Annotated in this window: 23 protein-coding genes and 3 pseudogenes; 25 read left to right on the top strand and 1 reads right to left on the bottom strand. The window is 41.6% G+C overall.

The genetic code is table 11. From position 1 onward, the window contains the following. Positions 1 to 78: 78 nt before the first annotated feature. The 20 genes and pseudogenes from mmsA (at position 79) to VQ00_RS07025 (ending at position 21,417) form a co-directional block, all read left to right on the top strand. Complete coding sequence (gene mmsA, locus VQ00_RS07115; RefSeq protein WP_046179469.1) at positions 79 to 1,608, top strand: multiple monosaccharide ABC transporter ATP-binding protein; 1,530 nt, start codon at positions 79 to 81, stop codon at positions 1,606 to 1,608. A gap of 5 nt (positions 1,609 to 1,613) precedes the next feature. Then, the gene (gene mmsB / locus VQ00_RS07110) at positions 1,614 to 2,777 is read left to right on the top strand and encodes a multiple monosaccharide ABC transporter permease (RefSeq protein ID WP_046179468.1); all 1,164 of its coding nucleotides are present in this window, start codon (positions 1,614 to 1,616) and stop codon (positions 2,775 to 2,777) included. Positions 2,778 to 3,008: 231 nt separating this feature from the next. Beyond that, on the top strand, positions 3,009 to 4,139 hold the full coding sequence (locus tag VQ00_RS07105) for a GntR family transcriptional regulator (protein WP_046179467.1): 1,131 nt from the start codon (positions 3,009 to 3,011) through the stop codon (positions 4,137 to 4,139). A gap of 137 nt (positions 4,140 to 4,276) precedes the next feature. Next, the gene (araD, locus tag VQ00_RS07100) at positions 4,277 to 4,969 is read left to right on the top strand and encodes an L-ribulose-5-phosphate 4-epimerase (RefSeq protein WP_046179466.1); all 693 of its coding nucleotides are present in this window, start codon (positions 4,277 to 4,279) and stop codon (positions 4,967 to 4,969) included. A gap of 6 nt (positions 4,970 to 4,975) precedes the next feature. After that, complete coding sequence (locus VQ00_RS18535) at positions 4,976 to 5,140, top strand: hypothetical protein (RefSeq protein ID WP_156154006.1); 165 nt, start codon at positions 4,976 to 4,978, stop codon at positions 5,138 to 5,140. A 68-nt stretch (positions 5,141 to 5,208) separates the two neighbouring features. Further along, complete coding sequence (locus tag VQ00_RS07095; protein WP_046179465.1) at positions 5,209 to 6,819, top strand: xylulokinase; 1,611 nt, start codon at positions 5,209 to 5,211, stop codon at positions 6,817 to 6,819. 122 nt (positions 6,820 to 6,941) lie between these two features. Continuing rightward, positions 6,942 to 8,414, top strand: coding sequence for an L-arabinose isomerase (gene araA / locus VQ00_RS07090; RefSeq protein WP_046179464.1), 1,473 nt, complete (start codon positions 6,942 to 6,944; stop codon positions 8,412 to 8,414). A gap of 63 nt (positions 8,415 to 8,477) precedes the next feature. Beyond that, positions 8,478 to 9,497 carry an aldose epimerase family protein gene (locus tag VQ00_RS07085; RefSeq protein ID WP_046179463.1) on the top strand — a complete coding sequence of 340 codons (1,020 nt, stop codon included), beginning with the start codon at positions 8,478 to 8,480 and terminating at the stop codon, positions 9,495 to 9,497. Positions 9,498 to 9,500: 3 nt separating this feature from the next. Further along, a complete protein-coding gene (locus VQ00_RS07080; protein WP_046179462.1) occupies positions 9,501 to 10,574 on the top strand; it encodes a sn-glycerol-1-phosphate dehydrogenase in 1,074 nt (357 codons plus the stop codon). A 142-nt stretch (positions 10,575 to 10,716) separates the two neighbouring features. Then, the gene (locus tag VQ00_RS07075; RefSeq protein WP_046179461.1) at positions 10,717 to 11,703 is read left to right on the top strand and encodes a LacI family DNA-binding transcriptional regulator; all 987 of its coding nucleotides are present in this window, start codon (positions 10,717 to 10,719) and stop codon (positions 11,701 to 11,703) included. A 248-nt stretch (positions 11,704 to 11,951) separates the two neighbouring features. Continuing rightward, a complete protein-coding gene (locus VQ00_RS07070; protein ID WP_046179603.1) occupies positions 11,952 to 13,304 on the top strand; it encodes an ABC transporter substrate-binding protein in 1,353 nt (450 codons plus the stop codon). 69 nt (positions 13,305 to 13,373) lie between these two features. Next, a complete protein-coding gene (locus VQ00_RS07065; protein WP_046179460.1) occupies positions 13,374 to 14,306 on the top strand; it encodes a carbohydrate ABC transporter permease in 933 nt (310 codons plus the stop codon). 3 nt (positions 14,307 to 14,309) lie between these two features. After that, the gene (locus VQ00_RS07060) at positions 14,310 to 15,146 is read left to right on the top strand and encodes a carbohydrate ABC transporter permease (protein WP_046179459.1); all 837 of its coding nucleotides are present in this window, start codon (positions 14,310 to 14,312) and stop codon (positions 15,144 to 15,146) included. 29 nt (positions 15,147 to 15,175) lie between these two features. Then, entirely contained in the window at positions 15,176 to 16,660 is a 1,485-nt protein-coding gene (locus tag VQ00_RS07055) for an alpha-N-arabinofuranosidase (RefSeq protein ID WP_046179458.1), read from the top strand. Then, positions 16,653 to 16,904: a hypothetical protein gene (locus tag VQ00_RS07050; protein ID WP_046179457.1), complete on the top strand. Its 252-nt coding sequence runs from the start codon at positions 16,653 to 16,655 to the stop codon at positions 16,902 to 16,904. The genes VQ00_RS07055 and VQ00_RS07050 overlap by 8 nt, the downstream gene beginning before the upstream one ends. Before the next feature lie 18 nt (positions 16,905 to 16,922). Then, the gene (locus tag VQ00_RS07045) at positions 16,923 to 17,588 is read left to right on the top strand and encodes a YesL family protein (RefSeq protein ID WP_046179456.1); all 666 of its coding nucleotides are present in this window, start codon (positions 16,923 to 16,925) and stop codon (positions 17,586 to 17,588) included. Positions 17,589 to 17,652: 64 nt separating this feature from the next. After that, on the top strand, positions 17,653 to 19,158 hold the full coding sequence (arfA, locus tag VQ00_RS07040) for an arabinosylfuranosidase ArfA (protein WP_046179455.1): 1,506 nt from the start codon (positions 17,653 to 17,655) through the stop codon (positions 19,156 to 19,158). Positions 19,159 to 19,182: 24 nt separating this feature from the next. Continuing rightward, on the top strand, positions 19,183 to 19,368 hold the full coding sequence (locus VQ00_RS07035) for a hypothetical protein (RefSeq protein ID WP_046179454.1): 186 nt from the start codon (positions 19,183 to 19,185) through the stop codon (positions 19,366 to 19,368). Positions 19,369 to 19,501: 133 nt separating this feature from the next. Further along, positions 19,502 to 19,959 (top strand): annotated as a pseudogene (locus tag VQ00_RS07030) (ABC transporter permease subunit); the annotation flags it as partial. Positions 19,960 to 20,250: 291 nt separating this feature from the next. After that, positions 20,251 to 21,417 carry an iron-containing alcohol dehydrogenase gene (locus VQ00_RS07025; RefSeq protein WP_046179453.1) on the top strand — a complete coding sequence of 389 codons (1,167 nt, stop codon included), beginning with the start codon at positions 20,251 to 20,253 and terminating at the stop codon, positions 21,415 to 21,417. 44 nt (positions 21,418 to 21,461) lie between these two features. On the opposite strand, the gene VQ00_RS07020 is transcribed toward VQ00_RS07025, so the two are convergent. Beyond that, positions 21,462 to 22,184: a class I SAM-dependent methyltransferase gene (locus VQ00_RS07020; protein ID WP_046179452.1), complete on the bottom strand. Its 723-nt coding sequence runs from the start codon at positions 22,182 to 22,184 to the stop codon at positions 21,462 to 21,464. Between the two features lie 119 nt (positions 22,185 to 22,303). On the opposite strand from VQ00_RS07020, the gene VQ00_RS18530 reads away from it, so the two are divergent. From VQ00_RS18530 to VQ00_RS18055, 5 genes and pseudogenes are all read left to right on the top strand, one after another. After that, positions 22,304 to 22,474, top strand: coding sequence for a LysR family transcriptional regulator (locus tag VQ00_RS18530; protein ID WP_156154004.1), 171 nt, complete (start codon positions 22,304 to 22,306; stop codon positions 22,472 to 22,474). Positions 22,475 to 22,495: 21 nt separating this feature from the next. Beyond that, positions 22,496 to 22,651, top strand: coding sequence for a hypothetical protein (locus VQ00_RS18525; protein ID WP_156154003.1), 156 nt, complete (start codon positions 22,496 to 22,498; stop codon positions 22,649 to 22,651). A 9-nt stretch (positions 22,652 to 22,660) separates the two neighbouring features. Continuing rightward, a complete protein-coding gene (locus VQ00_RS18520; RefSeq protein WP_156154002.1) occupies positions 22,661 to 23,167 on the top strand; it encodes a LysR family transcriptional regulator substrate-binding protein in 507 nt (168 codons plus the stop codon). 227 nt (positions 23,168 to 23,394) lie between these two features. After that, positions 23,395 to 23,526 (top strand): annotated as a pseudogene (locus tag VQ00_RS19345) (cation-transporting P-type ATPase); the annotation flags it as partial. Then, positions 23,517 to 24,168: pseudogene (locus VQ00_RS18055) on the top strand (cation transporting ATPase C-terminal domain-containing protein); the annotation flags it as partial. The pseudogenes VQ00_RS19345 and VQ00_RS18055, both read left to right, overlap by 10 nt. Between the last annotated feature and the right edge of the window lie 500 nt (positions 24,169 to 24,668).

The raw sequence follows: 24,668 nt of genomic DNA, 5'->3' as shown, positions 1-24,668 counted from the left end.
ATAAAACAGATGATTTAGTGATTCTTTCGAAAGTAATAGCTAAATCATCTGTTACATTACTGAAAGTGTGGTGTTATCATGTCTGAAATTTTGTTGGAAATGAAAAGTATTACAAAAGAATTTCCTGGAGTAAAAGCACTCGAAAATGTAAATTTAAAAGTGAAAAAAGGAGAAATTCACGCGCTTATGGGTGAAAATGGCGCGGGAAAATCGACTTTAATGAAAGTATTAAGCGGCGTGTATCCAATCGGTACTTATACAGGTGACATTTTATTTGAAAACAATGTATGTGAATTCAAAAACATTAAGCAAAGTGAAGATTTAGGTATTGTCATTATTCATCAGGAATTAGCATTAGTGCCGGATTTATCCATTGCAGAGAACATCTTTTTAGGAAATGAGCAAGCGCCAAAAGGCTTCATCAACTGGAACGAAACAATTCATAAAACAACGAAACTTCTTTCTCAAGTAGGATTGACGGAATCCCCCACCACATTAATCTCCAATATTGGAGTAGGTAAACAACAATTGGTTGAGATAGCGAAAGCTTTATCCAAACAAGTAAAGTTACTTATTCTGGACGAACCGACAGCGGCTTTAAATGAAAACGACAGTGAAAATTTGTTGAATCTCCTTATTGAATTGAAAAATCAAGGAATGACAGCAATCATTATTTCACATAAATTAAATGAGATTATAAAAGTAGCAGATTCCATAACGATTTTACGGGATGGCCAAACTATCGAAACGCTGGATGTACATTCAGGTGATATTAATGAAGATCGAATTATCAAGGGAATGGTAGGGCGTGATTTGACAAATCGGTATCCATCAAGAACACCAAAGATTGGTGATGTGATTTTTGAAGTAGAGGATTGGAATGTGTATCATCCGCAGCATAGAGAGCGGAAAATGCTTGATAATATCAATCTGCATATTAAAAAAGGCGAGATTGTCGGTATAGCTGGCTTGATGGGTGCAGGAAGAACTGAACTGGCTATGAGTATTTTCGGAAAAGTGTATGGACAAAAAATTACTGGTACTGTCAAGATTAATGGAAAAGAAGTACAGCTGAATGATGTGAGTCAGGCTATTCGCAACGGGCTTGCCTACGTGTCAGAAGATCGAAAAGGAAATGGTCTCATTTTAATGGACGACATCAGAAAGAATATCTCTCTCCCAAGCCTGCCGAAAATATCTAAAAATAATGTTATTAATGACAATCAAGAAATTATAGAAGCAGAAAGTTTCCGGAAAAAACTGAATATTAAAACACCAAGCGTTTGGCAGATAGTAGGAAACTTAAGTGGAGGCAATCAACAAAAGGTTGTTCTAAGCAAATGGATTTTTTCTGGTCCGGAGATTTTGATTTTAGATGAACCCACACGCGGAATTGATGTAGGAGCAAAATTCGAAATCTATACAATCATTAATCAGTTAGCGAATGAAGGAAAAGGTGTTTTAGTTATTTCATCTGAACTTCCTGAGATACTCGGAATTTGTGATCGTACGTATGTAATGAGCGAAGGCAGAATAACCGGAGAAGTTGACAGAAAAGATGCCACCCAAGAGAATTTAATGAAGTATATGACAAAGAGCAGGGGGTAAGTGGAATGCAGACATTAATGAATATGGCTAGGAATAACATGAGACAATACAGTATGATTATTGCATTAGTTTTTATCATGTTGCTGTTTCAAGTTTTAACAGATGGAATATTATTAGAACCATTGAATATCACGAATATCATTTTGCAGAACAGCTATATTTTAGTTTTGGCAATTGGCATGGTGCTGGTCATTATTACAGGGCATATTGACTTGTCTGTAGGGTCCATCGCTGCTTTTGTAGGAGCAATTTCAGGGATGCTGATGGTAACATATAATGTGCCAACATTTTTGGCTGTTATTATTTCTTTGCTTATTGGCGCCTTAATTGGTGCATGGCAAGGCTTTTGGATTGCATATGTCAAAATTCCAGCATTTATTGTTACACTGGCAGGAATGTTATTATTCAGAGGATTAACCATGATTGTGCTTGAAGGGCAGTCTATTGCGCCGTTTCCTGAAAGTTTCAAAAAAATGAGTTCAGGCTTTATCCCAGATATTTCTGCAGGTGGTTCGCTGCATATTTTAACCATAATAATTGGGTTATTGTTATCGCTTATTCTTATTTTTAATGAAGTGAAAAATAGAAGAACACAATTGAAGTATGGTTTTGAAGTGACGCCGTCAGGTATTTTTATAACAAAATTAATTGCATTTTTTGCAATTATAAATGTATTTGCGTATATTCTTGCTTTATACGAAGGAATTCCAAATATTTTAATTATTTTAGGTATATTAATTATCGTTTATACATTTGTAATGAGAAAAACAGTCGTTGGACGTCATATCTATGCAATTGGCGGGAACGAAAAAGCTGCTCAATTGTCGGGTGTTAAAACAAAAAAGGTCACTTTCTTGGTTTTTGTTAACATGGGCGTTCTTTCTGCACTATCAGGATTAATTTTTGCTGCTCGTCTTAATGCGGCTACACCAAGAGCAGGCAACCTTTTTGAGCTTGATGCCATTGCAGCATGTTTTATTGGGGGAGCTTCAGCGTATGGTGGGATCGGTACGTTGCCGGGTGCCATTATCGGCGGGCTTGTTATGGGAATAATGAACAATGGTATGTCAATTATAGGTTTGGGAATTGATTGGCAGCAGGCGATTAAAGGACTTGTTCTTTTAGCTGCTGTTGCATTCGACATTTACAATAAAAATAAAGCTTTATAATTGCTGGACTGTATATATTATGTATCTTCATGAAAAATGTAGTAATTAAACTTTCTAAAAAGGTTGTCCTATTGAATATAGGACAGCTTTTTTTATTTTCTAAAAAGACTAATAGAGTTTATAAAATATGTTTTGTTATGTATTGTAATAAAATTAGTACACAATTCCGCTTGTCTGGTTTTCGAATATGATAATATATACGTATAAGTGGGATTTGGAGGAGGTGATCGATTGGAAACAAAGCATAGTATGGTCAAGCAGGCAATCCAATCGCGCATATTAGACGGCACGTTTTTGCCACATCAAAAAATAAGCTCAGAGAGTGAGCTGATGAAAGAGTTTGGGGTAAGCCGCCACACGGTCCGGCTGGCAATCGGCGACCTTGTCAGCAAAGGATGGCTTTACCGTGAACAGGGCGCCGGCACGTTTTGCGCCGACCGTCAGGCGAATGGTTCAGCGTCCGATACACGTACACAAAAAAACATCGCGCTTATTACAACGTATATTTCAGACTATATTTTCCCTTCTATTATTCGAGGTGCAGAGTCCGTATTAAGTGAACAAGGATACCATGTGACCCTTTTCAGCACGAATAATAATCACGAAACAGAACGGGAAATTCTTGAGAAGATATTATCAAGTTCATTCGATGGAGTCATTGTAGAGCCGACAAAAAGCGCCATCAGCAATCCAAACCTTAATTATTATTTAAATTTAGAGCGGCAAAACGTCCCATATGTCATGATCAATGCGTATTATGATGAGCTCGAGCCACTTTATGTGGCCATGGACGATGAAAAAGGCGGTTTCTTGCAAACGGAATTTTTAATTAAGCAAGGGTACCGAAAAATTGCCGGCTTTTTCAAAACCGATGACCTGCAAGGTGTGAAACGAATGAAGGGATTTTTAAAAGCACATCGGAAATACGGCATTCCGATTGAACCCCGAAATATTGTTACATACTACACGGAAGAAAAAGCGGATAAACCGGCTCTTGAATTAAAAGAATTGCTGGCGCTGCCGGAAAAAGACGTACCGGATTCACTCGTTTGTTACAATGACCAGATGGCGCTTAGCCTGCTGAACATTTTACGCAGCGAAAACATTCGTGTGCCGGACGATATCGCAATGGTTGGATATGATGATTCGTTTTTAGCGGACGTATCAGAAGTAAAGCTGACCACTGTCGAGCATCCGAAAAGTGGCCTCGGAGAAACGGCGGCTCGCCTTATTATGGAGCTCGTTAAAGAAAAGAAAGGCTCGGCGGCCAAAAAAGAAACAAAGCAGGAATCGATCTTGTTCGAACCGAATATTCGAATTCGGTCTTCGGTAAAAATGATGGCGGAAGCTCATAAACAATAACTTGTTTATGAGCTTTTTTATCTCTGAAAAAGTTATTTTTAATTTTGTGGTGATAATGATTGATTATACGTACATATTATACTATTATTTATTTTAAGGATTAAATATACGTACAAGTTGAAGTGAGGAGGATTTTTATGCTGGAGCAATTAAAGCAAGACGTTTTAGAGGCGAACCTTGCCCTCCCAGAATACGGACTCGTGACTTTTACATGGGGGAATGTAAGCGGTTTCGATGAAAAAGAACAGCTGGTGGTTATTAAACCGAGCGGTGTGGCGTACGACAAGCTGACTGCAGACGATATGGTCGTTGTGGATCTGGAGGGGAATTTGATAGAAGGCCATTTAAACCCGTCTTCTGACACAGCCACTCACTTAATTTTATATAAGCATTTTTCCGGCATTGGCGGCGTTGTCCATACGCATTCGCCGTGGGCAACGAGCTGGGCACAGGCGGGACGTGCCATTCCGGCTCTCGGCACAACGCACGCTGACTATTATTATGGTGAAGTACCATGTACCCGTCCGCTTACGAAAGAGGAAATTGAGCGGGCTTATGAAGTGGAAACAGGGAATGTCATCGTTGAAACGTTTATGAATCTTGATCCACGGGCATTGCCAGGTGTTCTCGTGTACGGACATGCGCCGTTTAACTGGGGAAAAAACCCGAAAGAAGCCGTTCATAACGCCGTCGTTTTAGAAGAAGTCGCAAAAATGGGCTTAAATACTTTCCAATTAAATGCAGGTATTGAGCCGATTGATCAATTTTTACTCGATAAGCATTATTTACGGAAACACGGAGCGAACGCCTATTACGGGCAGAAAGGATAAACCAATATGACAGAAAAATATACGATTGGTGTTGACTATGGAACGCAGTCAGGACGTGCAGTGCTTGTGTTATTAAAAGATGGACGCGAAGTCGCAGACCACGTAACACCTTACCGGCATGGCGTCATTGATAAGGAGCTTCCAGGTTCAAGTGTAAAGCTTGGCCATTAATGGGCGCTTCAGCATCGAGCAGATTATAATGAAGAATCATAAATTATTGATCAAAAGGAAGTGGCTGAATGACTAATAAGCTGGATCTAATAAAAGCTGATATCGCTAACAGTCGAACAGCTTTAGGTATTGAATTTGGTTCTACTCGTATCAAGGCAGTTTTGATCGATTCTGATCATTCACCAATAGCTTCTGGAAGCTACGAATGGGAGAATCGCTTGGAAGAGGGGATATGGACATATTCTCTTGGTGATATTTGGAAGGGTCTGCAAATAAGTTATCAAGAGATGGCAGCTGAAGTGAAAGAAAAGTATGGTGTAACTCTTCAAAAGGTTGGCGCAATTGGCTTTAGTGCGATGATGCACGGCTATATGGCGTTTAACAAAGATGGAGAGTCGTTGGTTCCATTTCGTACCTGGAGGAATTCGATCACTGAACAAGCAGAAAAAAAATTAACAGAGCTTTTCAATTATAATATCCCACAAAGATGGAGTATTGCTCATTTGTATCAAGCAATTATAAATGAAGAAGAACATGTAGAAAATATTGATTTCTTCACAACACTAGCTGGCTATATTCACTGGAAGTTATCTGGAAAAAAAGTTTTAGGAGTTGGAGATGCTTCCGGCATGTTTCCAATTGATGTGAAAACAAAGAATTATGATACAAGGATGATTCAAGATTTTGATGATTTGATCAGTGAAAAGAATTATCCATGGGAATTAGAAGAGATTTTACCACAGGCTATACTAGCTGGCGGTGAAGCTGGGCAATTATCAGAAGAAGGAGCAAAGCTATTAGATGTGAGCGGGAACCTTCAAGCTGGCATTCCACTTTGTCCTCCAGAAGGCGACGCAGGAACTGGTATGGTCGCAACCAACAGCGTTGCTGAACGTACAGGAAATGTTTCAGCAGGAACTTCAGTGTTTGCTATGATCGTGCTGGAAAAAGAATTGAAAAAGATTCATCCAGAAATCGATCTGGTTACCACGCCTTCTGGAAGTTTAGTCGGTATGGTTCATGCGAATAACTGTTCCTCTGATATAAATGCTTGGATAAAGCTTTTCCGTGAGTTTTCAGAAGTTCTGGGTTGTAAAGTAAATACAGAAAAAATATTTGAAATCTTATTCAATAAGGCTCTTGAAGGGGATAGGGATTGCGGAGGACTATTGTCTTACGGCTATTATTCTGGTGAGAATATTACAGGGATGAGAGAAGGCCGGCCATTATTCGTACGTTCACCAGAAAGTAATTTCAATCTTGCAAACTTTATGCGCGTACATTTATTCTCAGCACTTGGAGCTCTGAAAATCGGAATGGATATTCTGTTAAATGAAGAAAATATTGAGATCGATAAAATATTGGGACATGGAGGTCTGTTTAAGACCAAAGGTGCTGGACAGAAGATAATGGCCGCAGCTATGAATGCGCCTGTATCTGTTATGGAAACTGCTGGTGAAGGCGGTGCATGGGGGATTGCTTTGCTTGCATCCTTTATGAACAATAGAGAAGAAAATGAATCATTGGAAGAATATCTTGATAAAAAGGTATTTGTTTACAATGATGGTGTGAAAGTAGATGCAGACGAAAAAGATGTTGAAGGCTTTGAAGTCTTTATCAATCGTTATAAACAAGGACTTACAATCGAGCAAGCAGCTATTGATAGTTTAATAATTTAGAAGAAGGTAGAGCAGCTTTGTTAGAACGGATTAAAGAAGAAGTTTTTCAAGCCAAGCTTGGATTACCCAAACATGGTAAAAGTGCCTATTATGGGCAGAAATAAATCAAGGGAGTGAGAAGCATGTTAACAACAGATAAGAAAGAATTTTGGTTTGTTACAGGAAGCCAGCACCTGTACGGTGAAGAAACACTAAAAGAGGTGCAAAAAAATTCAGAAGAAGTCGTGAACGGTTTAAATGAAGGAGGATCGCTTTCTTATCCGGTCGTGTTTAAAGAAGTACTGACAACATCCGCTCATATTCATCAGCTTATGCAACGGGCAAACAGCGATGAAAATTGTGCTGGTGTCATTACATGGATGCATACATTTTCACCGGCGAAAATGTGGATTGCCGGCTTAAAAGCCCTTCAAAAGCCGCTTCTTCATTTGCATACACAATTTAACCGTGACATCCCGTGGAGCAGCATTGATATGGATTTCATGAACTTAAATCAGGCGGCGCACGGTGACCGGGAGTACGGATTTATCGGCACCCGTATGCAGATCGGCCGCAAAGTGATCGTCGGCCACTGGCAAAATGAATCCGTCAAGAAAGACATTAGCGACTGGATGAAGGTCGCTGTTGCTGTGACGGAAGGACCAAATATTCGAGTCGCCCGTTTTGGTGACAACATGCGGAACGTTGCGGTAACAGACGGCGATAAAGTAGAAGCGCAAATTAAATTCGGCTGGGTCGTCGACTATTACGGCATTGGGGATCTTGTTGAGGAAATGAACGCGATCACAGATGACCAGGTCGAGTCTGTCTATGCAGAATACAAACAACAATATGATTTTGAAGAAAGTGATGAAATCAGTGCGGCCATTAAAGAGCAGGCGCGCATTGAAATCGGTTTGCGTTCTTTCTTGGAAAAAGGGGACTACAACGCCTTTACAACAAATTTTGAAGATCTGCACGGCATGAAGCAGCTGCCGGGTCTTGCGGCGCAGCGCCTAATGGCAGATGGCTACGGGTTTGCGGGTGAAGGCGACTGGCGCACAGCGGCACTTCTTCGCATGATGAAAATCGCGGCCGGCAATAAGCAAACGTCATTTATGGAAGATTACACATACCATTTAGAAGAAGGCAACGAAATGATTCTCGGCTCGCATATGCTTGAAGTGTGTCCGACTGTTGCTGCTTCTAAGCCGCGTATCGTCGTTAATCCACTGTCAATCGGCGGCAAAGCAGATCCGGCACGTCTTGTGTTTGACGGCATGAGCGGACAAGCTGTCAATGCGTCTCTTGTGGAAATGGGCGGGCGCTACCGATTAATTGTGAATGTGGTTGACGCGGTTGAGTCACCGAAAGAAACACCAAATCTTCCGGTTGCTAAAGTGCTCTGGAAACCGCAGCCGTCTTTAAAAACCGCAACAGAATCATGGATTTATGCCGGAGGGGCTCATCATACGGTTCTGTCATTCGCCGTCAGTGCGGAACAGCTGTATGACTTTGCGGAGATGGCGGGAATTGAATGTGTCATTATTGATAACGACACGAAAACGTCCCAGCTGCGTAACGAATTGAAGTGGGGAGAAGCAATCTGGAAATAATCAATGGAAAAGGCTGTCTCATTCGTGAGCCGGCCTTTTCTTCTACTAAAAGGAGTGGAGAATATGGCAGGAAAGATAAATGGAACAAATATTAAAGAATTTACTTTAAGAAACAAAAATGGCATGGAAGTGTCTTTTCTTGATTACGGATGCATTATTACAAAAATCATCGTGCCGGATCGTGAAGGGCATCTTGAAAATGTTGTACTCGGTTATGAAAACATTGATCAATATGCAGACAATCCTTGGTATTTGGGTGCCGTCATTGGCCGCTTTGCCGGGCGGATTAGCGGTGGTTCATTTGAGCTGGACGGCCAAACGTATGCACTTGAACAAAATGATGGAAACAATCACCTGCACGGCGGAAAAACAGGGTTTGATAAGGCCATCTGGCAATCTGAATGCATCGCTGGCGGTGTTCGGTTTACCTATGAAAGCCCGGATGGAGACGGCGGATATCCCGGAAATGTGAAAGTAGCTGTCACGTATACATTAAACGATGAAAATGAGTTTGCCATTCAGTACGAAGCCGTGTCGGATGCGCCGACTCTTTTAAATATGACAAATCATACGTACTTTAATTTAAGCGGCGGCTTAAAATGGGACATTACAGATCACGTACTTCAGATCGACAGCGATCAGTACGCGGAACTAAATGATCAGCTTCTGCCGACAGGCACGCTTCAGCCTGTTGAAGGCACATCCTTTGATTTCCGGCGCGGCCAGCCTATTCAAACAGGTGTGGAATCTGATGACCCGCAAAACAAGCTGGCAGGCGAAGGATACGACCATCCATTTGTCTTGAGCGGAAACGGAGACATTACGCTGTCAGATGAACCGAGCGGCCGTGTACTCAGCATCAAAACAGATCAGAACTGTGTCGTTTTATATGCTGGAACACAGATCACAGAAGGTGTGCCGCTAAATGGAGGAGAGTCCTATAAATATGCCGGACTATGTCTTGAAACACAAGGGCTGCCGGATTCCATTCATCATCCGCAATTTCCGCAAAGCACTCTCACAAAAGACGAACGATACGTATCAAGGACTGTATACCGATTTTCGACAAGGAAAGGTGAATGAGAAATGACTTATTCTGCTATTGAAAAGATCATCATTGAACGGGACGCTTTTAAGCAATGCGCGAATTATGCTGCGGATAAAAAATGGGAAAACATCCTAATTGTTGCTGACGAAAAAACACAAAAGGCAGCTGGAGATTCATTAACCGAGCAATTACATGCAAAATCTCTTGCAGTTCGCACATGCTTGATTGAACCTGACCAGAACGGAGATGTAAAAGCGGACGAAGTGTCCATCATGCAGGCATTGATTGATATCAACAAAGAAACGGACGTTTTAATTGCGGTCGGCTCCGGCACTATTCATGATATTACTCGCTTTTGCAGTGACAAGACCGGCATTCCGTTTGTTTCAATTCCGACGGCTCCATCCGTGGACGGTTTCACCTCTGTCGGGGCACCCCTTATTGTACGTGGGATGAAGAAAACGTTTAAAGCTGTGTCCCCGCATGCTTTATTTGCGGATATATCTGTTTTAATGAATGCGCCGGATGAGATGATCGCAGCCGGATTTGGTGATATGCTGGCTAAGTTCACTTCACTGGCAGATTGGAAATTTGGCCATGCGACGGCCGGAGAGCCATATTCAGAAGAAGCAGCTGCTATCACTGAGCGTGTGCTGAATCAGTGCGTTGAAAATGTCGACCAAATTTCTGGAAAAGAAGAAGAAGGTATCCGTATTTTAATGGATGCGCTTATTGAATCGGGCATCGCTATGCTCATGTTCGGACAGTCACATCCGGCTTCTGGAGGAGAGCACCATCTTTCTCATTATTGGGAAATGAACTTTATTCGAGAAGGGCGTCCTCAAGTACTCCATGGTGCTAAAGTGGCAGCGGCTACTGCTCTTATTGCTCGTACGTACAAGGAGAAAGCAGCGCAACTTCCAACTCAAGCTGGTATTGAATTCATTCCGGATCCCGCTGAAATCACCAGGCTTCTTAAAAAAGTTGGTGCCCCTATTGCGCCGGCAGACTTGGGCATTGGGTCTGAATTGGTAGAAACAAGTTTGCGTGAAGCACATACGCTGCGAGACCGATATACAATGCTTCGCTACATAAATGAACAAGGGATTTAAAGAAAACATGGGTGCAATTCGCATCCATGTTTTCTTTTATAAACCAAAAAGATACAATTTGACCGTTCAAGTGAAGTATAATAAAGTATTAGAAATCTTTATTACAATTGAAGTAAAGCATCAGTCGAAGGGGGAATAAAAAATGCGCGTTACGATTAAAGATATTGCAGCCATTTGCGGCGTTTCTGCCGGTACTGTAGATAGAGCGCTTAATAACCGGACAGGCATTAGTGAAAAAACCAGAAACAAAGTACTAAAAGTGGCGGAGGAAATGAATTATCAGCCGGACTTTACCGCGAGAAGCCTTGTCATGGGAAAAACAATGACACTTGGTGTTGTGTTATTTGATTTGTACAATCGTTCATTCGCCCAGCTTATGAATGCCATTGAACAGAAAGCGAGGGAGCTTGGTTATTTTGTTTATATTACACTAACGGATAAAAACCCTGAAAATGAGCGGACGTGTATTGAATATTTAGTCAATCGCAAAGTGGATGGAATCATTTTATTTACAGTAAATCAGGGAAAAGAGTTTGACACTTATTTAAGCAAGTTTCATACACCGATCGTGACCATTTTCAATTACATATCAAGTAATTGGGAATATGTCGGAATTCGTGAGCGCCAAGCGATGAAAGAAGCGGTTGATTATATTGTATCAAAGAGGTATAAACAATTCGTTTATGTAAGTCCTCCTCTGGCATACGCGGGAAAATCAAATATTTACACACAAGAAGAGCGTTTTATTGGATTTATGGAAGGTATCCAATTGAATAAAGCCCTTATCCCCCTCGTATTAAAAGACGCGGATTATTTAGAAAAACTGAAAACTTATTCGTTTGATCCGGCTGAAAAAACAGCCATTGTCTGTTCTACAGATTTGTATGCGCTGGAAGTGATGAATTTGTTAAAAGAAAGAAACATTGCAATTCCAGAACAGGCAGGAGTCATGGGATTTGATGATATTGATATGCTAAAGTACATTTCGCCGCGCCTAACGACGGTGAAATATCCGATTGTGCAAATTGGAGAAAAAGCGGTTGAAAGTATCGTGAATAAAATTGAGGGAGATGCCTATATATCCATACCGCTTTTAGGTCACGAGATTATTAGAGGAGAATCCATATAATTTAACCGAATATTCTAAAAAATAGGTTGACCGTACAAGTTGAGGGTGATAAAATTTAATTTATCAACAGTGTTGCTGAACTAAATGTAAGCGTTATCTTAAAAGGTCTTTCTTAAGTAAGGACGTGTACGTACACGAATAGAAAGGTTATCTTATTTAGTCTTTCCGTGTGCGTACACGGAAAAGGTTCAACAACAGTGTTGATGAATGTTCTGCTTGAAAACTATTTAAGCAAAGGGGAGAAGGAAATGAAAAAAAGAAGCTTGTACGTCATGCTTTTTAGTATGTTGTTTGTCATTCTGGCAGCATGCGGAAAAGGCGGCGGAGGCGGAGGCGGAGACGGTTCAGAGGATGCTGAAGGCGCGGAAGCTGTAGAGGTAATCGGAAGCGAATCTAAAGATGCTACAGAATTGAAATTTTGGACATTTAATGCACTCCACATTGATATTTACAAAGATGCCGTTAGTCGCTGGAACGAAGAGTTTCCTGATCGCCCAATTAAATTGAAAGCAGAAGCATATCCTTACGATAACATGCACAATAATTTGCTGTTAGCGCTGCAATCCGGCACCGGAGCGCCTGATATTGTTGATATTGAGCTGGGACGTTTTCCAAACTATTTGCAGGGAGAGCCACAGCTTCTTCCGATGAATGAATATGTGGAGCCTGTTAAGGATAAATTTATTGAATCGCGTTTTGATATTTATTCGAAAGATGGAAAAAATTACGGTCTTCCGACTCACGTTGGGGCAACCGTTGCTTATTACAACAAAGAAATCATGGATGCAGCAGGCGTAGACATCGATTCTATTCAAACATGGGACGATTATGTAGCAGCTGGCAAAAAAGTAGTGGAAAACACAGACGCTACTATGACGACACTGGAAACGAATGATTATTGGTCTTATTGGCCATTGATTAAGCAGCAAGGTTCTGATTTTTTTGATGAAAATGGTGAGGTTACCATTTCAAATGAGACAAACGTTGAAACACTTGAATTTATGCGCAGCTTAATTTATGACGAAAAAATTGCTGAGATTACACCAGGCGGCGGACATCACGAAGAAGAATACTACGGATTTATGAACGACGGCGGTGCTGCATCTGTAATAATGCCATTGTGGTACATGGGGCGTTTCACAGACTACATGCCAGATTTAAAAGGGAAAATGGTGATCCGTCCAATGCCGAAATGGACAGAAGATGGAAACCGTTCAGCAGGAGCGGGAGGTACAGGTACAGCCGTAACCAATCAAACCGAGCATCCTGAATTAGCAAAAGAGTTTCTTGCCTACGCAAAATTATCTGAAGAAGGAAACATAGCCTTGTGGAGAGTAATGGGATTTGATCCGCCGATGTGGACAGTTTGGGAAAAACCTGAAATTCGAGAAGACAATAAATATTATCAATATTTCGGAACAGACATTTTTGATACGCTCCTTAGTATAAGAGAAGAAATTGATTCGATCAATATTACGGAGAAAAATCCGCTTGTGCAGGAACAGCTGTCAACAAATGTATTTAATAATGTCTTACGATCTCAATCCCAGTCGGCAGAAGAAGCGTTGAAAGAAGCGGAAGCTGCTATCAAAAACAATTAATCGTAATAGGAAGGCAGGATGAGAAATTCCTGCCTTCTATACAAATAAGTGAAAAGAAAGGGGATTGTTATGAGTGAACGCGCTGTATCAACAACCGATAGCAGTCGGTCGAAACGGTCCATAAAAGACTTCTTTCTGTCGAGAAAAGTGGTTCCCTACGTTTTTGTATCGCCTTTCATTATTTCTTTCCTGCTTTTGTTTTTGTATCCGCTCATCAGCGGCTTTATCATGAGCTTTCAAACCATATTGCCCGGCCAGACAACGTTTGTTGGGGCAAGCAATTACGAACGCATTTTGAATCCAACTTTTTTTAAAGCGTTGTCTAATACAACGGTTTATGTTATTTTGACGACTGTCATTTTAACGATACTGCCCATGATCTTGGCAACGATGCTCAATTCTAAGTTTGTCCGTTTCTCCAATGTGTTTCGTGCTTCCTTATTTATTCCAGCATTGACATCCACTATTGTAGCGGGTGTTGTGTTCAGGCTCATGTTTGGAGAATCTGAGGCTTCTCTTGCAAATACCGTTGTCGGGTTTTTCGGTATTGAACCGCTGGAATGGAAGTTTGGGGCAGCAACAGGGATGTTTTTAATGGTGCTTCTTGCTACGTGGAAGTGGCTCGGTGTGAACATTCTCTACTTTATGGCGGGCCTTGCAAATGTACCAAGAGAGTTATATGAGGCAGCAGAAATGGATGGAGCGGGTATTATTCACAAGTTCCGCCATATTACACTTCCAATGCTGAAACCGATTACAGTGTATGTTGTAACGATCACGATTATTGCCGGCTTCCGGATGTATGAAGAGTCATACGTATTCTGGCCTGAAGGTTCACCGGGTAATATTGGTTTAACAATTGTCGGCTACATATACCAGCAAGGTTTCCGTATGAATGATCTTGGTTTTGGTGCAGCAATCGGTGTTGTGTTAATGCTGATTATCTTCATTATTAGTATTCTTCAGCTTGCACTGTCTGGCACGTTAAAGAAAGGAGAGTAAAACATGTTAGCACGAGACAAGTTTTTCACAATTATTATCACGATCGTTATCGCACTTATTGCGATTTTGGCTCTCTTCCCGTTGTTTTCTCTCATGATCTCTTCTTTACGGCCGTCTTCAGAGTTAATGAGAAACGGGATTACGCTTTCTATACCGTTTGAACAATTGAATTTCAGCAACTATACGTATATTTTTACGGAAGCTGGAAATTATTGGAGCTGGTATATAAACAGTATTTTGATTTCCGCAGCGAGTATTATCCTTTGCCTGTTTTTCTCTTCGATGGTCGGATATGCTCTGGCTGTTTACGAGTTTAAAGGGAACCGTTTTATCTTTATCCTTGTTTTACTGATCCTCATGGTTCCATTTGAAATATTGATGCTTCCGCTGTACCAGCTGATGGTTGGGCTGCAAATGATTGATACGTATTTAGCGGTCATTTTACCGATGATGGTGGCGCCGATTGCCGTTTTTTTCTTTCGCCAGTATGCATCAGGCCTGCCGAAAGATCTTATGGAATCAGCCAGAATGGATGGATGTACAGAATACGGGATTTTCTTTCGCATTATGGCACCGCTTATGCTGCCATCGTTTGCGGCAATGGCGATTTTGCAAGGGCTTTCGAGCTGGAATAATTTCTTATGGCCGCTCGTTGTGCTTCGTTCTAATACGATGTTTACCCTCCCGGTCGGCTTAGCAACTCTTTTAACGCCATATGGTAATAACTATGATATTTTAATTGCGGGATCTGTTATGACGATTCTTCCTGTTGTCATCCTGTTCTTGTTCTTCCAGCGTTACTTTATCGAAGGATTGACAGTAGGCGGCGTAAAAGGATAAGGAAAATTTATTGATAAAGGAATGATAAAGTGAAGCATACAGCTGTATTAAATACTGATATTGAGCAAGGAAAAATTAACAAGAACATTTACGGTCACTTCGCCGAGCATTTAGGCCGCTGTATTTACGAAGGCATTTGGGTAGGGGAAGATTCACCGATCCCGAATGAAAAAGGCATTCGGACAGATGTGCTTGAAGCGCTGAAAAACGTTCAAGTGCCGGTTCTCCGCTGGCCGGGCGGCTGTTTTGCCGATGAATATCATTGGAAAGACGGCATTGGGCCGCGTGAAAACCGCAAGCATATGGTGAATACCCATTGGGGCGGAGTTGTGGAAAACAATCACTTTGGCACGCATGAATTTATGATGCTTTGTGAAATGCTGGAGTGCGAGCCTTATATATGCGGCAACGTTGGCAGTGGAACGGTTCAAGAAATGTCTGAATGGGTTGAATACATGACGTTTAAAGGTGAATCTCCGATGGCAGACTGGCGCCGGGAAAATGGAAGGGACGAGCCGTGGGAACTAAAATACTTTGGTGTTGGAAATGAAAACTGGGGCTGCGGCGGTAATATGCGTCCCGAATATTATTCTGATTTATACCGTCGCTATCAGACATATGTGCGTAACTATGATGGCAACCAAATTTACAAAATTGCCGGCGGCGCAAATATAGATGATTACAATTGGACAGAAGTGCTGATGAGAGAATCAGCCCGCTTTATGGATGGATTAAGCTTACATTATTACACGATTCCAGGTGAATTTTGGACGGGCAAAGGAGCTGCAACTGGTTTTCCGGAAGATGAGTGGGCCATCACAATGCAAAAAGCGTATCGTATGAACGAATTGCTGACAAAGCACAGCACCATAATGGATAAATATGATCCGGAGAAAAAAGTGGCGATTATTGTGGATGAATGGGGCACGTGGTTTGATGTAGAGCCGGGAACCAATCCAGGGTTTCTATACCAGCAAAACACGATTCGCGATGCGCTTGTCGCAGCAATCCATTTTCACATTTTTCAGGATCACCACGAGCGGGTACAGATGGCGAACATCGCCCAGACAGTTAACGTGCTTCAGGCAATGATTTTAACAGAAGGAAGTGACATGATTTTAACGCCTACGTACCACGTGTTTGATTTGTTTAAAGTGCATCACGATGCTGTGAAATTGTCACTTGAAGCCAATGTGGGAGACTATGAGTCAATGCCCCAGGTCAGCCTGTCTGCTTCAAAAAATACAGAAGGAGCGATTCACATCAGCTTGTGCAACATTGACTATGGAAACGAAGCGGAGGTCGCTGTTGATTTACGTGGAATGGCTGTTGAATCTCTTCACGTGACAGGAACCATTTTGACAGGAGAACAAATGGATGCCCATAACACATTTGATCAGCCGGATCATGTAAAACCGGCATCGTTTCAAGACTTCTCTCTCTTAGGCACGTCATTAACTGTGAAAATGCCGCCAATGTCCGTTGTTGTTCTTGAACTGAAAGAAAATGAGTAAGATTTCTTCTTGTAAAGGATGTACGGGAAGTGTATCAGTAGAAAAGCAGCCGCACGTTTTCTTTACAGATGATTCCTTGTTAGAAAAAGAAGAATTATTGAGACGAAAAAGGCGCCTTGAATTTTGCACGAAATGTGAGTTTTTGCAATATGGAACAACATGTGGCCAATCAGGCATGCTTGTTTCATACCGTGCAGGCTTAATAGAAGCAAAATGTCCGCACCCGGCAGAAACAAAATGGTGAAGCACAGGAGGAATCAACATGAAACCCAGTTTATTTATGGAAAAGCTGACAAACGTTTTTTCCTGGACGGCCAAATTAGCTTATGTCCACTTTCTTTGGATGCTTTTTAGCGCGGCAGGTCTTGTTGTTTTTGGTATTTTTCCGGCAACAGCTGCTTTAATGACGGTCTGCAGAAAGTGGCTTGATGGAGAAGAAAGCGTGCCAGTATTCCGTTTATTTTGGGCTTCCTATCGTTCATCATTTTTATCTTCCAATCAAATAGGTCTTGCCTATATGGTGGCGGCACTCGTTTTATATTTAAACTTTCTAGTGATTCAGGAAAACGGAGCCGGGCTTGCTATGATTGCGGCATTTTATCTGGCTGTGTTCTTTCTGGCTATAACAGGCACACATCTATTGCCATTGTATGTAGTGAGAAAAGAGTCATTTCTTCATACATGGAAAACAGCTTTTATTATGAGTATCGTGAATCTGCCTATTGCGATTGCTGTTCTCGTTAGTCAATCTGCTATTTATTATTTGCTTTTTTCATATCCTTCAGCGGCGCTTTTTTTTCTTAGCAGCATACTGGTGATGATTCAGCTTTGGCTTGTGCAGCATTCATTTAACCGAGTAGAAAGAAAAGCTGAAGCATTGAGAGCAAAAAAAGCCGCACCGCCTGTCCATAAAACATATACTGCGTGAATCCGGAAGTTACGGATTCCCTTATAAAAAAACGTGTACGTACACGATAAAGGAGAAAATAATTATGACACAAAAAGCGAAAATGACAATTGATAAAGAATTTGTAATCGGCCAAATCGATGAGCGTATTTATGGATCATTTATTGAACATTTAGGGCGTGCTGTCTATGAAGGAATTTACGAGCCGGATCACCCGTCTGCTGATGAACAAGGATTCCGGACAGATGTTATTGAACTCGTAAAAGAGTTGAAAGTGCCGCTTGTCCGCTATCCAGGAGGCAATTTTGTCTCAGGATATAATTGGGAAGACGGGGTAGGGCCTGTTGCAGAACGACCGCGTCGGCTTGACCTTGCCTGGCGGACGACGGAAACGAATGAAATCGGCACAAATGAATTTATGGACTGGGCGAAAAAAATTAACGCTGAAGTAAACATGGCGGTTAATTTAGGTACACGTGGTATTGATGCAGCACGCAATCTGGTAGAGTACTGCAACCATACATCAGGTTCTTACTGGAGTGACTTGCGTATTTCCCATGGGTACAAAGAGCCGCATAAAATTAAGACGTGGTGCTTAGGAAATGAAATGGACGGTCCGTGGCAAATTGGCCATAAGACAGCTCATGAATATGGACGTCTTGCTGCTGAAACAGCAAAATCAATGAAATGGGTAGATTCTTCTATTGAACTAGTTGCCTGCGGAAGTTCAAACCGCCATATGCCTACATTTGCTGAATGGGAAGCAACTGTTTTAGACCATACGTATGAGCATGTCGATTACATCTCTCTCCATACTTATTATGGAAATCGTGATGGTGATTTAGCGAATTATCTAGCGCAATCAATGGATATGGATCAATTTATTTATTCCGTTATTTCCATTGCCGATTATATTAAAGCGAAAAAGCGCAGCAAGAAAACAATCAATCTGTCATTTGATGAATGGAACGTCTGGTTTCACTCTAATGAAGCGGATAAGCAGATTGAACCATGGTCGATTGCGCCGCCACAGCTTGAAGATATTTATACATTTGAAGATGCCTTGCTGGTTGGAAGCATGCTAATCTCTATGCTGCGCCGTGCAGACCGTGTAAAAATTGCCTGCCTTGCTCAGCTTGTTAATGTCATTGCACCGATCATGACAGAAAAAGGCGGGGAAGCTTGGAAGCAGCCGATTTTTTATCCATATATGCATGCATCTGTTTTTGGAAGAGGAACAGCATTGCATGCGAATGTATCTTCTCCGAAGTATGACTGTAAGGATTTTACCGACGTCCCTTATTTAGATACAGTTTCTGTGTACAACGAAGAAGAAGAAACGGTTACCATTTTTGCAGTAAATCGTCATCAAGAAGAAGCGCTAAGTCTTGATGCCGACGTAAGGAGTTTTGAAGGTTACACAGTAAAAGAGCATATCGTTCTTGAAAACGATAATGTAAAAGCGACAAATCAACATAATCGTTCAAATGTTGTTCCTCATAATAACGGAGATGCAAAAGTGGACAATGGACAATTATCTGCTCAATTGCCGAAATTATCCTGGAACGTGATCCGTCTCGCAAAAGCGTAAAAATAAAAAAGGAAGGATGCGCATATGGCACCTTACCATAACCCGTTGCTTTTAAAGCAAGCAGATCCATTTATTTATAAGCATACAGACGGCTTTTATTACTTTAACGCCTCCGCCCCAGAGTTTGACCGGATTGACCTGCGCCGTGCAAAAACCATTGATGGCCTCCGGGAAGCGCAAGCTATAACGATCTGGGCCAAGTCCAAATAAGGTCCGTTAAGCAGCCTTATTTGGGCGCCGGAGCTGCATTATATAGAAGAAAAGTGGTACATCTATTTTGCCGCAGCGCCGAGTGAAGCGGCGCATCCGGAACATAAAACATTCCAGCATCGCATGTATGAACGTATTGATTTTGCTTGGGATTTTAATTATTGTCTATACGTACGTGATGAGGAAAACAAAAGCCGGCCGGCACATTATGCGATTGGCGGCAACGAAAAAGCAGCCCAGCTGTCTGATATTAAAACAAAGCAAATGACGTTCTGGGTGTTCGTCAACATGGGTGTTCTATCTGCGCTGTCCGGATTGATTTTTGCAGCACGCCTGAACGCCGCAACACCAAAAGCCGGCAACCTGTTCGAGCTTGACGCCATCGCGGCCTGCTTTATCGGCGGCGCATCTGCATACGGGGGCATTGGTACCGTGCCGGGTGCAATAATCATTGGCGGCTTAGTTATGGGGATCATGAATAATGGTATGTAGCTTCTGGGCCTTGGCATTGATTGGCAGCAGGGCATTAAAGGACTCGTCCTTCTCGCTGCGGTTGCATTCGATATTTACAATAAAAATAAAGTGGGTTAATAAGAAAAAACTGCCTTGAAAAGCTAATGGAATTTAGCTTTTAAGGCAGCTTTTTTATTGTTCAATTTTATAACAGTATACTTTTATACACTATATGATAAAAAAGTGCGTACTTTTAATTTTGTTTTTAAGTGTTTAATATATACCTAAAGTGATAAATGTTTTATGTGCAGTTTAGTGCAAACCGATTAATGAAAACAAAGCGGGGCACTATAATAGACATCCGAGCAATAAATCACCAACTAGCTTGATTTACAGCAAGAAACGTTATTTTGAAAGGAGAATACAACAATGAATCGATTTACAATTCCCAGAGATGTTTATTATGGGGAAGGCGCCCTGGAAACATTAAAAACGTTGGAAGGAAAAAAAGCCACCATCGTTATCGGAGGTCAATCCATTAAAAAATCGGGTTATTTAAATAAAATGGAATCGTATTTGAAGGAAGCCGGTTTTGAAATACAGCTGATTGATGGAGTTGAAAATGACCCATCTGCTAAAACAGCTAAAGAAGGCGCGAAAAAGATGGAGGAATTTCAGCCGGACTGGATTATTTCAGCTGGCGGCGGTTCACCAATTGACGCGGCTAAATTGATGTGGATTTTTTACGAAAACCCTGACTTGCCATTTGACAAAATCAAAGCACCGAATGCATTGCCTGTGTTACGCAAAAAAGCACGTTTTGTGGCCATTTCCACTACAAGCGGTACAGGGACGGACGTATCACCATTCTCGGTCATCACAGATCATGAAACGGGCACAAAGTATCCGGTATTCGGTTACGACATTACCCCGGATGTCGCAATTATCGATCCGGAGCTCACTTATTCAATGCCGGCTGACATTGTGGCTTATACAGGAATGGATGCGCTGACGCACGGAATCGAAGCATACGTATCAACAATGCACAACGTATTCACCGATCCTCTTGCGCTGCAGTCGGTTAAAATGGCTGTAGACAATATCGAAAAATCAGTTACCGGCGACAAGCAGGCAAGAGCAGATATGCATTATGCCCAGGCCATTGCAGGTATGGCGTTCTCAAACGGGTTTTTAGGGATTGTTCACAGCTTATCCCATAAGAGTGGCGCGATTTTTAATATTCCACACGGTCTTGCGAATGCGTTGTATTTGCCGTACGTTATTGATTTTAATAAAAAAGCGGACAGCTCCCGATTTGCAGAAATCGCGAAAATGCTTGGACTTGCCGGAAATACGGAAGACGAACTTACCGATGCGTTAACTGATTTGCTTCGCCGATTAAATAAATCACTAAATCTTCCATTAACATTGAAGGAATTCGGCGTTAATGAGCAGGAATTTAACCGCCAGCTCGATCAAATGGCTGCAGGTGCAATAGAAGACCCTTGTACGCCATCGAATCCACGTGAAGTATCTGTAGAGGAAATGAAAAAGCTTTATATCGCTGCTTTCAACGGAGAAAAAGTAACATTCTAATAAAAAACGGGATTTCATGTTTAACAACAGGAATCCCGTTTTTTTTATTTCTTGATCCCGGCCACACGAATCCGCCAGTAATCTGCAATCCAATGATCCCCATTAAAACATACTTCTTTCAATTCGTTCACCGCACCGTTTGTAATCCGCTCTTTTTCTCCGGGTGTCTGCTCACCCATGACAACATCGCCGAACATCTTAATCCAGTTTCGCATTCCATCCACACCATCCAGGCGAGTAGGCCGTTCAAAGTGCTCCGCAAACGAAACGTGGAATCCTATCTGCTCCATTAATGACGTATATTCACCGATTGACGGAAAATACCATGGATATGTACTAGTATCATAACCATCGATTTGATGAATAATTGCCTGGGAAATAAACGCGACATTTCCTTTTCCGCCAAACTCCGCTACAAACCGGCCTCCGGGTTTCAAGCTTTTCCAAATACTTTTTAATACGTGATCCGGCTGCTTCATCCAATGAATGGCCGCATTTGAAAAAACAGCGTCAAATTCTTCTTCATATTGCAAATCGTGTGCATCCCGTACGAAAAAAGGGACATCCGGATATTTTTGTTTTGCCTCGTCGATCATTGATGCTGACTGATCCACGCCAACAGCATGCACTCCTTCGTGAAATAAAGCAGATGCCAAGTCACCCGTGCCGCAGCCTATATCTAAAATCCGCTCTTCAGCAGATGGAGCCAGCAGCTTTACCACATCCTGCCCGAATTCTGATACGAATCGGTGTTTTCCATCGTACAATTGCGCATTTCAATTCATTATTTTCCCCTCCTCTTAGTCATTATAGTGTTGTTTATATATAATTAAAATTAACAAATAATGAAAAATATTGATAACGAAACGGAATAAGGGGATGCGGAATGAATATACATTGGCTTAAAACATTTATAAAAGCCGCCGAAACGGAAAATTTTCGACAAGCTTCAGAAGTGCTGTATATCACTCAGCCGGCAGTCACAAAACATATTCAGCGGCTTGAAGACGAGCTCAATATTCAATTATTTGAGCGTACAGGAAAATCAGTGAAATGAACGCCAGCCGGCTTGTTCTTTTTGCCGAGTGCGAAAGAGATAATCGATTCGTTTGATCGCAACATGGAAGATTTTAATGCATGGAAGCAGGGCGGCACAAAAAAGCTGTCCATTGCCTGCGCTCCGCAAATTGCATCATCTTTTTTGCCACAGCTGCTTAATCGGTTTGTAAGCTAATTCCCCCATATTGATGTTCATGTTGATATTGCCAAGTCATACGATATTGGCGAAAAAGTAAGCAGTGGTATTGTCGACATCGGTCTTGCGCGAATGCCATCTGCTTACGCGAATACAGCCAGCATCGTCGTCGATGAAGAACCCATTGTGCTTGCAGGTCCGATTGTGGAGAGGGCAGACGAAGCATTCCTTCTGGCAAACTACCGCCTCCTTACGCACAATCATCCGGGCTATTGGGAAGCCCTGTTAAAAAAATTAAAACAGGAAAATTCGCATTTAAAAACGATGACAGTCAGTCAGATCGAAGTAACAAAACGGTTTATTGAAGCGGGACTCGGTATTTCATATTTGCCAAAATCGATGGTGCAGGGAGAGCTTCTTAATAGAAAACTAAACATCTACCCATCTGCGGCGGCTAAAAAGCAAATGTCTACCACCTATTTAATTGAGAAGGTAGTAACAGATGAAGCAAAATTATTTAAACGTTTTTTTCTACAGCACGATGAAAAAGATTGATCAGTTGGGAACAAAAAAGGGAGAATGCTGACTATTTACCCTAGCTTTTAGGGGGATAAAGGAAGGGATACAAATAAAAGAAGGGGGATGATTCATTGGAAACAGACCGTAAAAGCACAGACGCTGTTACGGAAGAACTTCAAACCTCCAGACAAGGATTAAGGGCTCGGAAGCGCAAAAACGTGTAGGGAGCACGGCTACAATGAGCTTGAAGGAAAGAAAAAGGATCCGCTTTGGAAGCTTTTTTAGCTGCGTTTAAAGACGCTATGGTGATCGTGCTGCTTGTGGCAGCGGGCATCCAGTTCGGGTTTGGCGAAGTTGTTGAATCGATCATTATTTTTCTTGTTCTTCTATTATAAATGCAGTCGGCGTTGGTCGTACCGTATTTAACAACATTAAAAAAGCAATCGATTATTTATTCGCTGGAAATCTCGGCACAATTATCGCCATTTTATTTGCTGTTTTCTTCAATTTTCCAAATCCGTTCACTGCGCTGCAGCTGTTGTTTATTAATTTAATTAACGGCTCGCTTCCGGCGCTGGCTCTTGGAATGGAAAAGAAGAACCGGGCGTGATGAAGAGGGTGCCAAGCGACTTAAAAGAAGGCATCTTTTCAGGAGAGACATTAAAAGCAGTCGTCACGCGGGGATTGCTCATCGGGACAGCTGTTATTATCTCTCATTACATGGGATTGCAAATATCAGAAGAAACGGGGATTGCAACGGCGTTCACGACGCTGATCCTTACCCGTACACTTCGAACCTTTGCAGCTCGCTTAATACACAAACCGTAGTCGGAGCAGGACTTTTCAGACACAAATACTTCCTCGGCGCTGTCGGTCTATGCTTTTTACTATGTGGTTTTGCTGTGCTGCCAGGCGTTAGAAGCATTTTTTCTATCCCTGCTTCGTTTGGCTTGAGTGAATGGCTTATCGCGACAGGTTTTGCATTTGCATCGGTTGTCATGATGGAGGGGATAAAGCTTCTTCAAAATAAAAGATAAGAACAACTTGGCCAAGTTGTTTTTATTCAAGGAAGGATTCCTATGACGGTTCCAACTTTAAAAATCATTCCGAAAAAAATTTTTGGCTTTTTTCAAAAAAGTGTTGACCTTTAGCGCACAAGGATGATATATTAGTAAACGTCGCTGAAACAACAAGCGAAAGTCATAATGATTTTTGAAACGAATTACATTAATAATTTTGTTTAAAAAAACATTGACTTGCTTTTGAGAAGCGTGATATATTAAAATCCTGTCATTAAGAAGCTGCTTCATTTGGAATGAAGAAGTGGAAGAGAAGAGATCTGGAAGCGAACTTTTCGAAAAAAACATTTTCCGAAAAGCTGTTGACATCTTAACTGCATTAATGATATGATGTTATAGCTGTCGAAGAGACGGAATAGCCAATTGAACATTGAAAACTGAACAAAATCAATAAAAACGTCAACGTTTTAAGCAAGAAACTTCCATGTGAGATGCTTGTCATCTTACATAGAAACAAT

It is taken from the genome of Domibacillus tundrae, from assembly GCF_000970675.1.
GTDB classification, from domain to species: domain Bacteria; phylum Bacillota; class Bacilli; order Bacillales; family Domibacillaceae; genus Domibacillus; species Domibacillus tundrae.
The sequence above is the reverse complement of the archived record's forward strand: the minus strand, read 5'-3'. Positions and strand labels throughout refer to the sequence as shown.

Bases quoted from the DNA above. Each gene is read 5' to 3' on its own strand.
- VQ00_RS07050 (WP_046179457.1), top strand. From the start codon at position 16,653: ATGAGTAAGATTTCTTCTTGTAAAGGATGTACGGGAAGTGTATCAGTA.
- araA (WP_046179464.1), top strand. From the start codon at position 6,942: ATGTTAACAACAGATAAGAAAGAATTTTGGTTTGTTACAGGAAGCCAG.
- VQ00_RS07035 (WP_046179454.1), top strand. From the start codon at position 19,183: ATGGCACCTTACCATAACCCGTTGCTTTTAAAGCAAGCAGATCCATTT.
- araD (WP_046179466.1), top strand. From the start codon at position 4,277: ATGCTGGAGCAATTAAAGCAAGACGTTTTAGAGGCGAACCTTGCCCTC.
- VQ00_RS07070 (WP_046179603.1), top strand. From the start codon at position 11,952: ATGAAAAAAAGAAGCTTGTACGTCATGCTTTTTAGTATGTTGTTTGTC.
- VQ00_RS07045 (WP_046179456.1), top strand. From the start codon at position 16,923: ATGAAACCCAGTTTATTTATGGAAAAGCTGACAAACGTTTTTTCCTGG.
- VQ00_RS18535 (WP_156154006.1), top strand. From the start codon at position 4,976: ATGACAGAAAAATATACGATTGGTGTTGACTATGGAACGCAGTCAGGA.
- VQ00_RS07085 (WP_046179463.1), top strand. From the start codon at position 8,478: ATGGCAGGAAAGATAAATGGAACAAATATTAAAGAATTTACTTTAAGA.
- arfA (WP_046179455.1), top strand. From the start codon at position 17,653: ATGACACAAAAAGCGAAAATGACAATTGATAAAGAATTTGTAATCGGC.
- mmsB (WP_046179468.1), top strand. From the start codon at position 1,614: ATGCAGACATTAATGAATATGGCTAGGAATAACATGAGACAATACAGT.
- VQ00_RS07095 (WP_046179465.1), top strand. From the start codon at position 5,209: ATGACTAATAAGCTGGATCTAATAAAAGCTGATATCGCTAACAGTCGA.
- VQ00_RS07065 (WP_046179460.1), top strand. From the start codon at position 13,374: ATGAGTGAACGCGCTGTATCAACAACCGATAGCAGTCGGTCGAAACGG.
- VQ00_RS07060 (WP_046179459.1), top strand. From the start codon at position 14,310: ATGTTAGCACGAGACAAGTTTTTCACAATTATTATCACGATCGTTATC.
- VQ00_RS07025 (WP_046179453.1), top strand. From the start codon at position 20,251: ATGAATCGATTTACAATTCCCAGAGATGTTTATTATGGGGAAGGCGCC.
- VQ00_RS07075 (WP_046179461.1), top strand. From the start codon at position 10,717: ATGCGCGTTACGATTAAAGATATTGCAGCCATTTGCGGCGTTTCTGCC.
- mmsA (WP_046179469.1), top strand. From the start codon at position 79: ATGTCTGAAATTTTGTTGGAAATGAAAAGTATTACAAAAGAATTTCCT.
- VQ00_RS18530 (WP_156154004.1), top strand. From the start codon at position 22,304: ATGAATATACATTGGCTTAAAACATTTATAAAAGCCGCCGAAACGGAA.
- VQ00_RS07080 (WP_046179462.1), top strand. From the start codon at position 9,501: ATGACTTATTCTGCTATTGAAAAGATCATCATTGAACGGGACGCTTTT.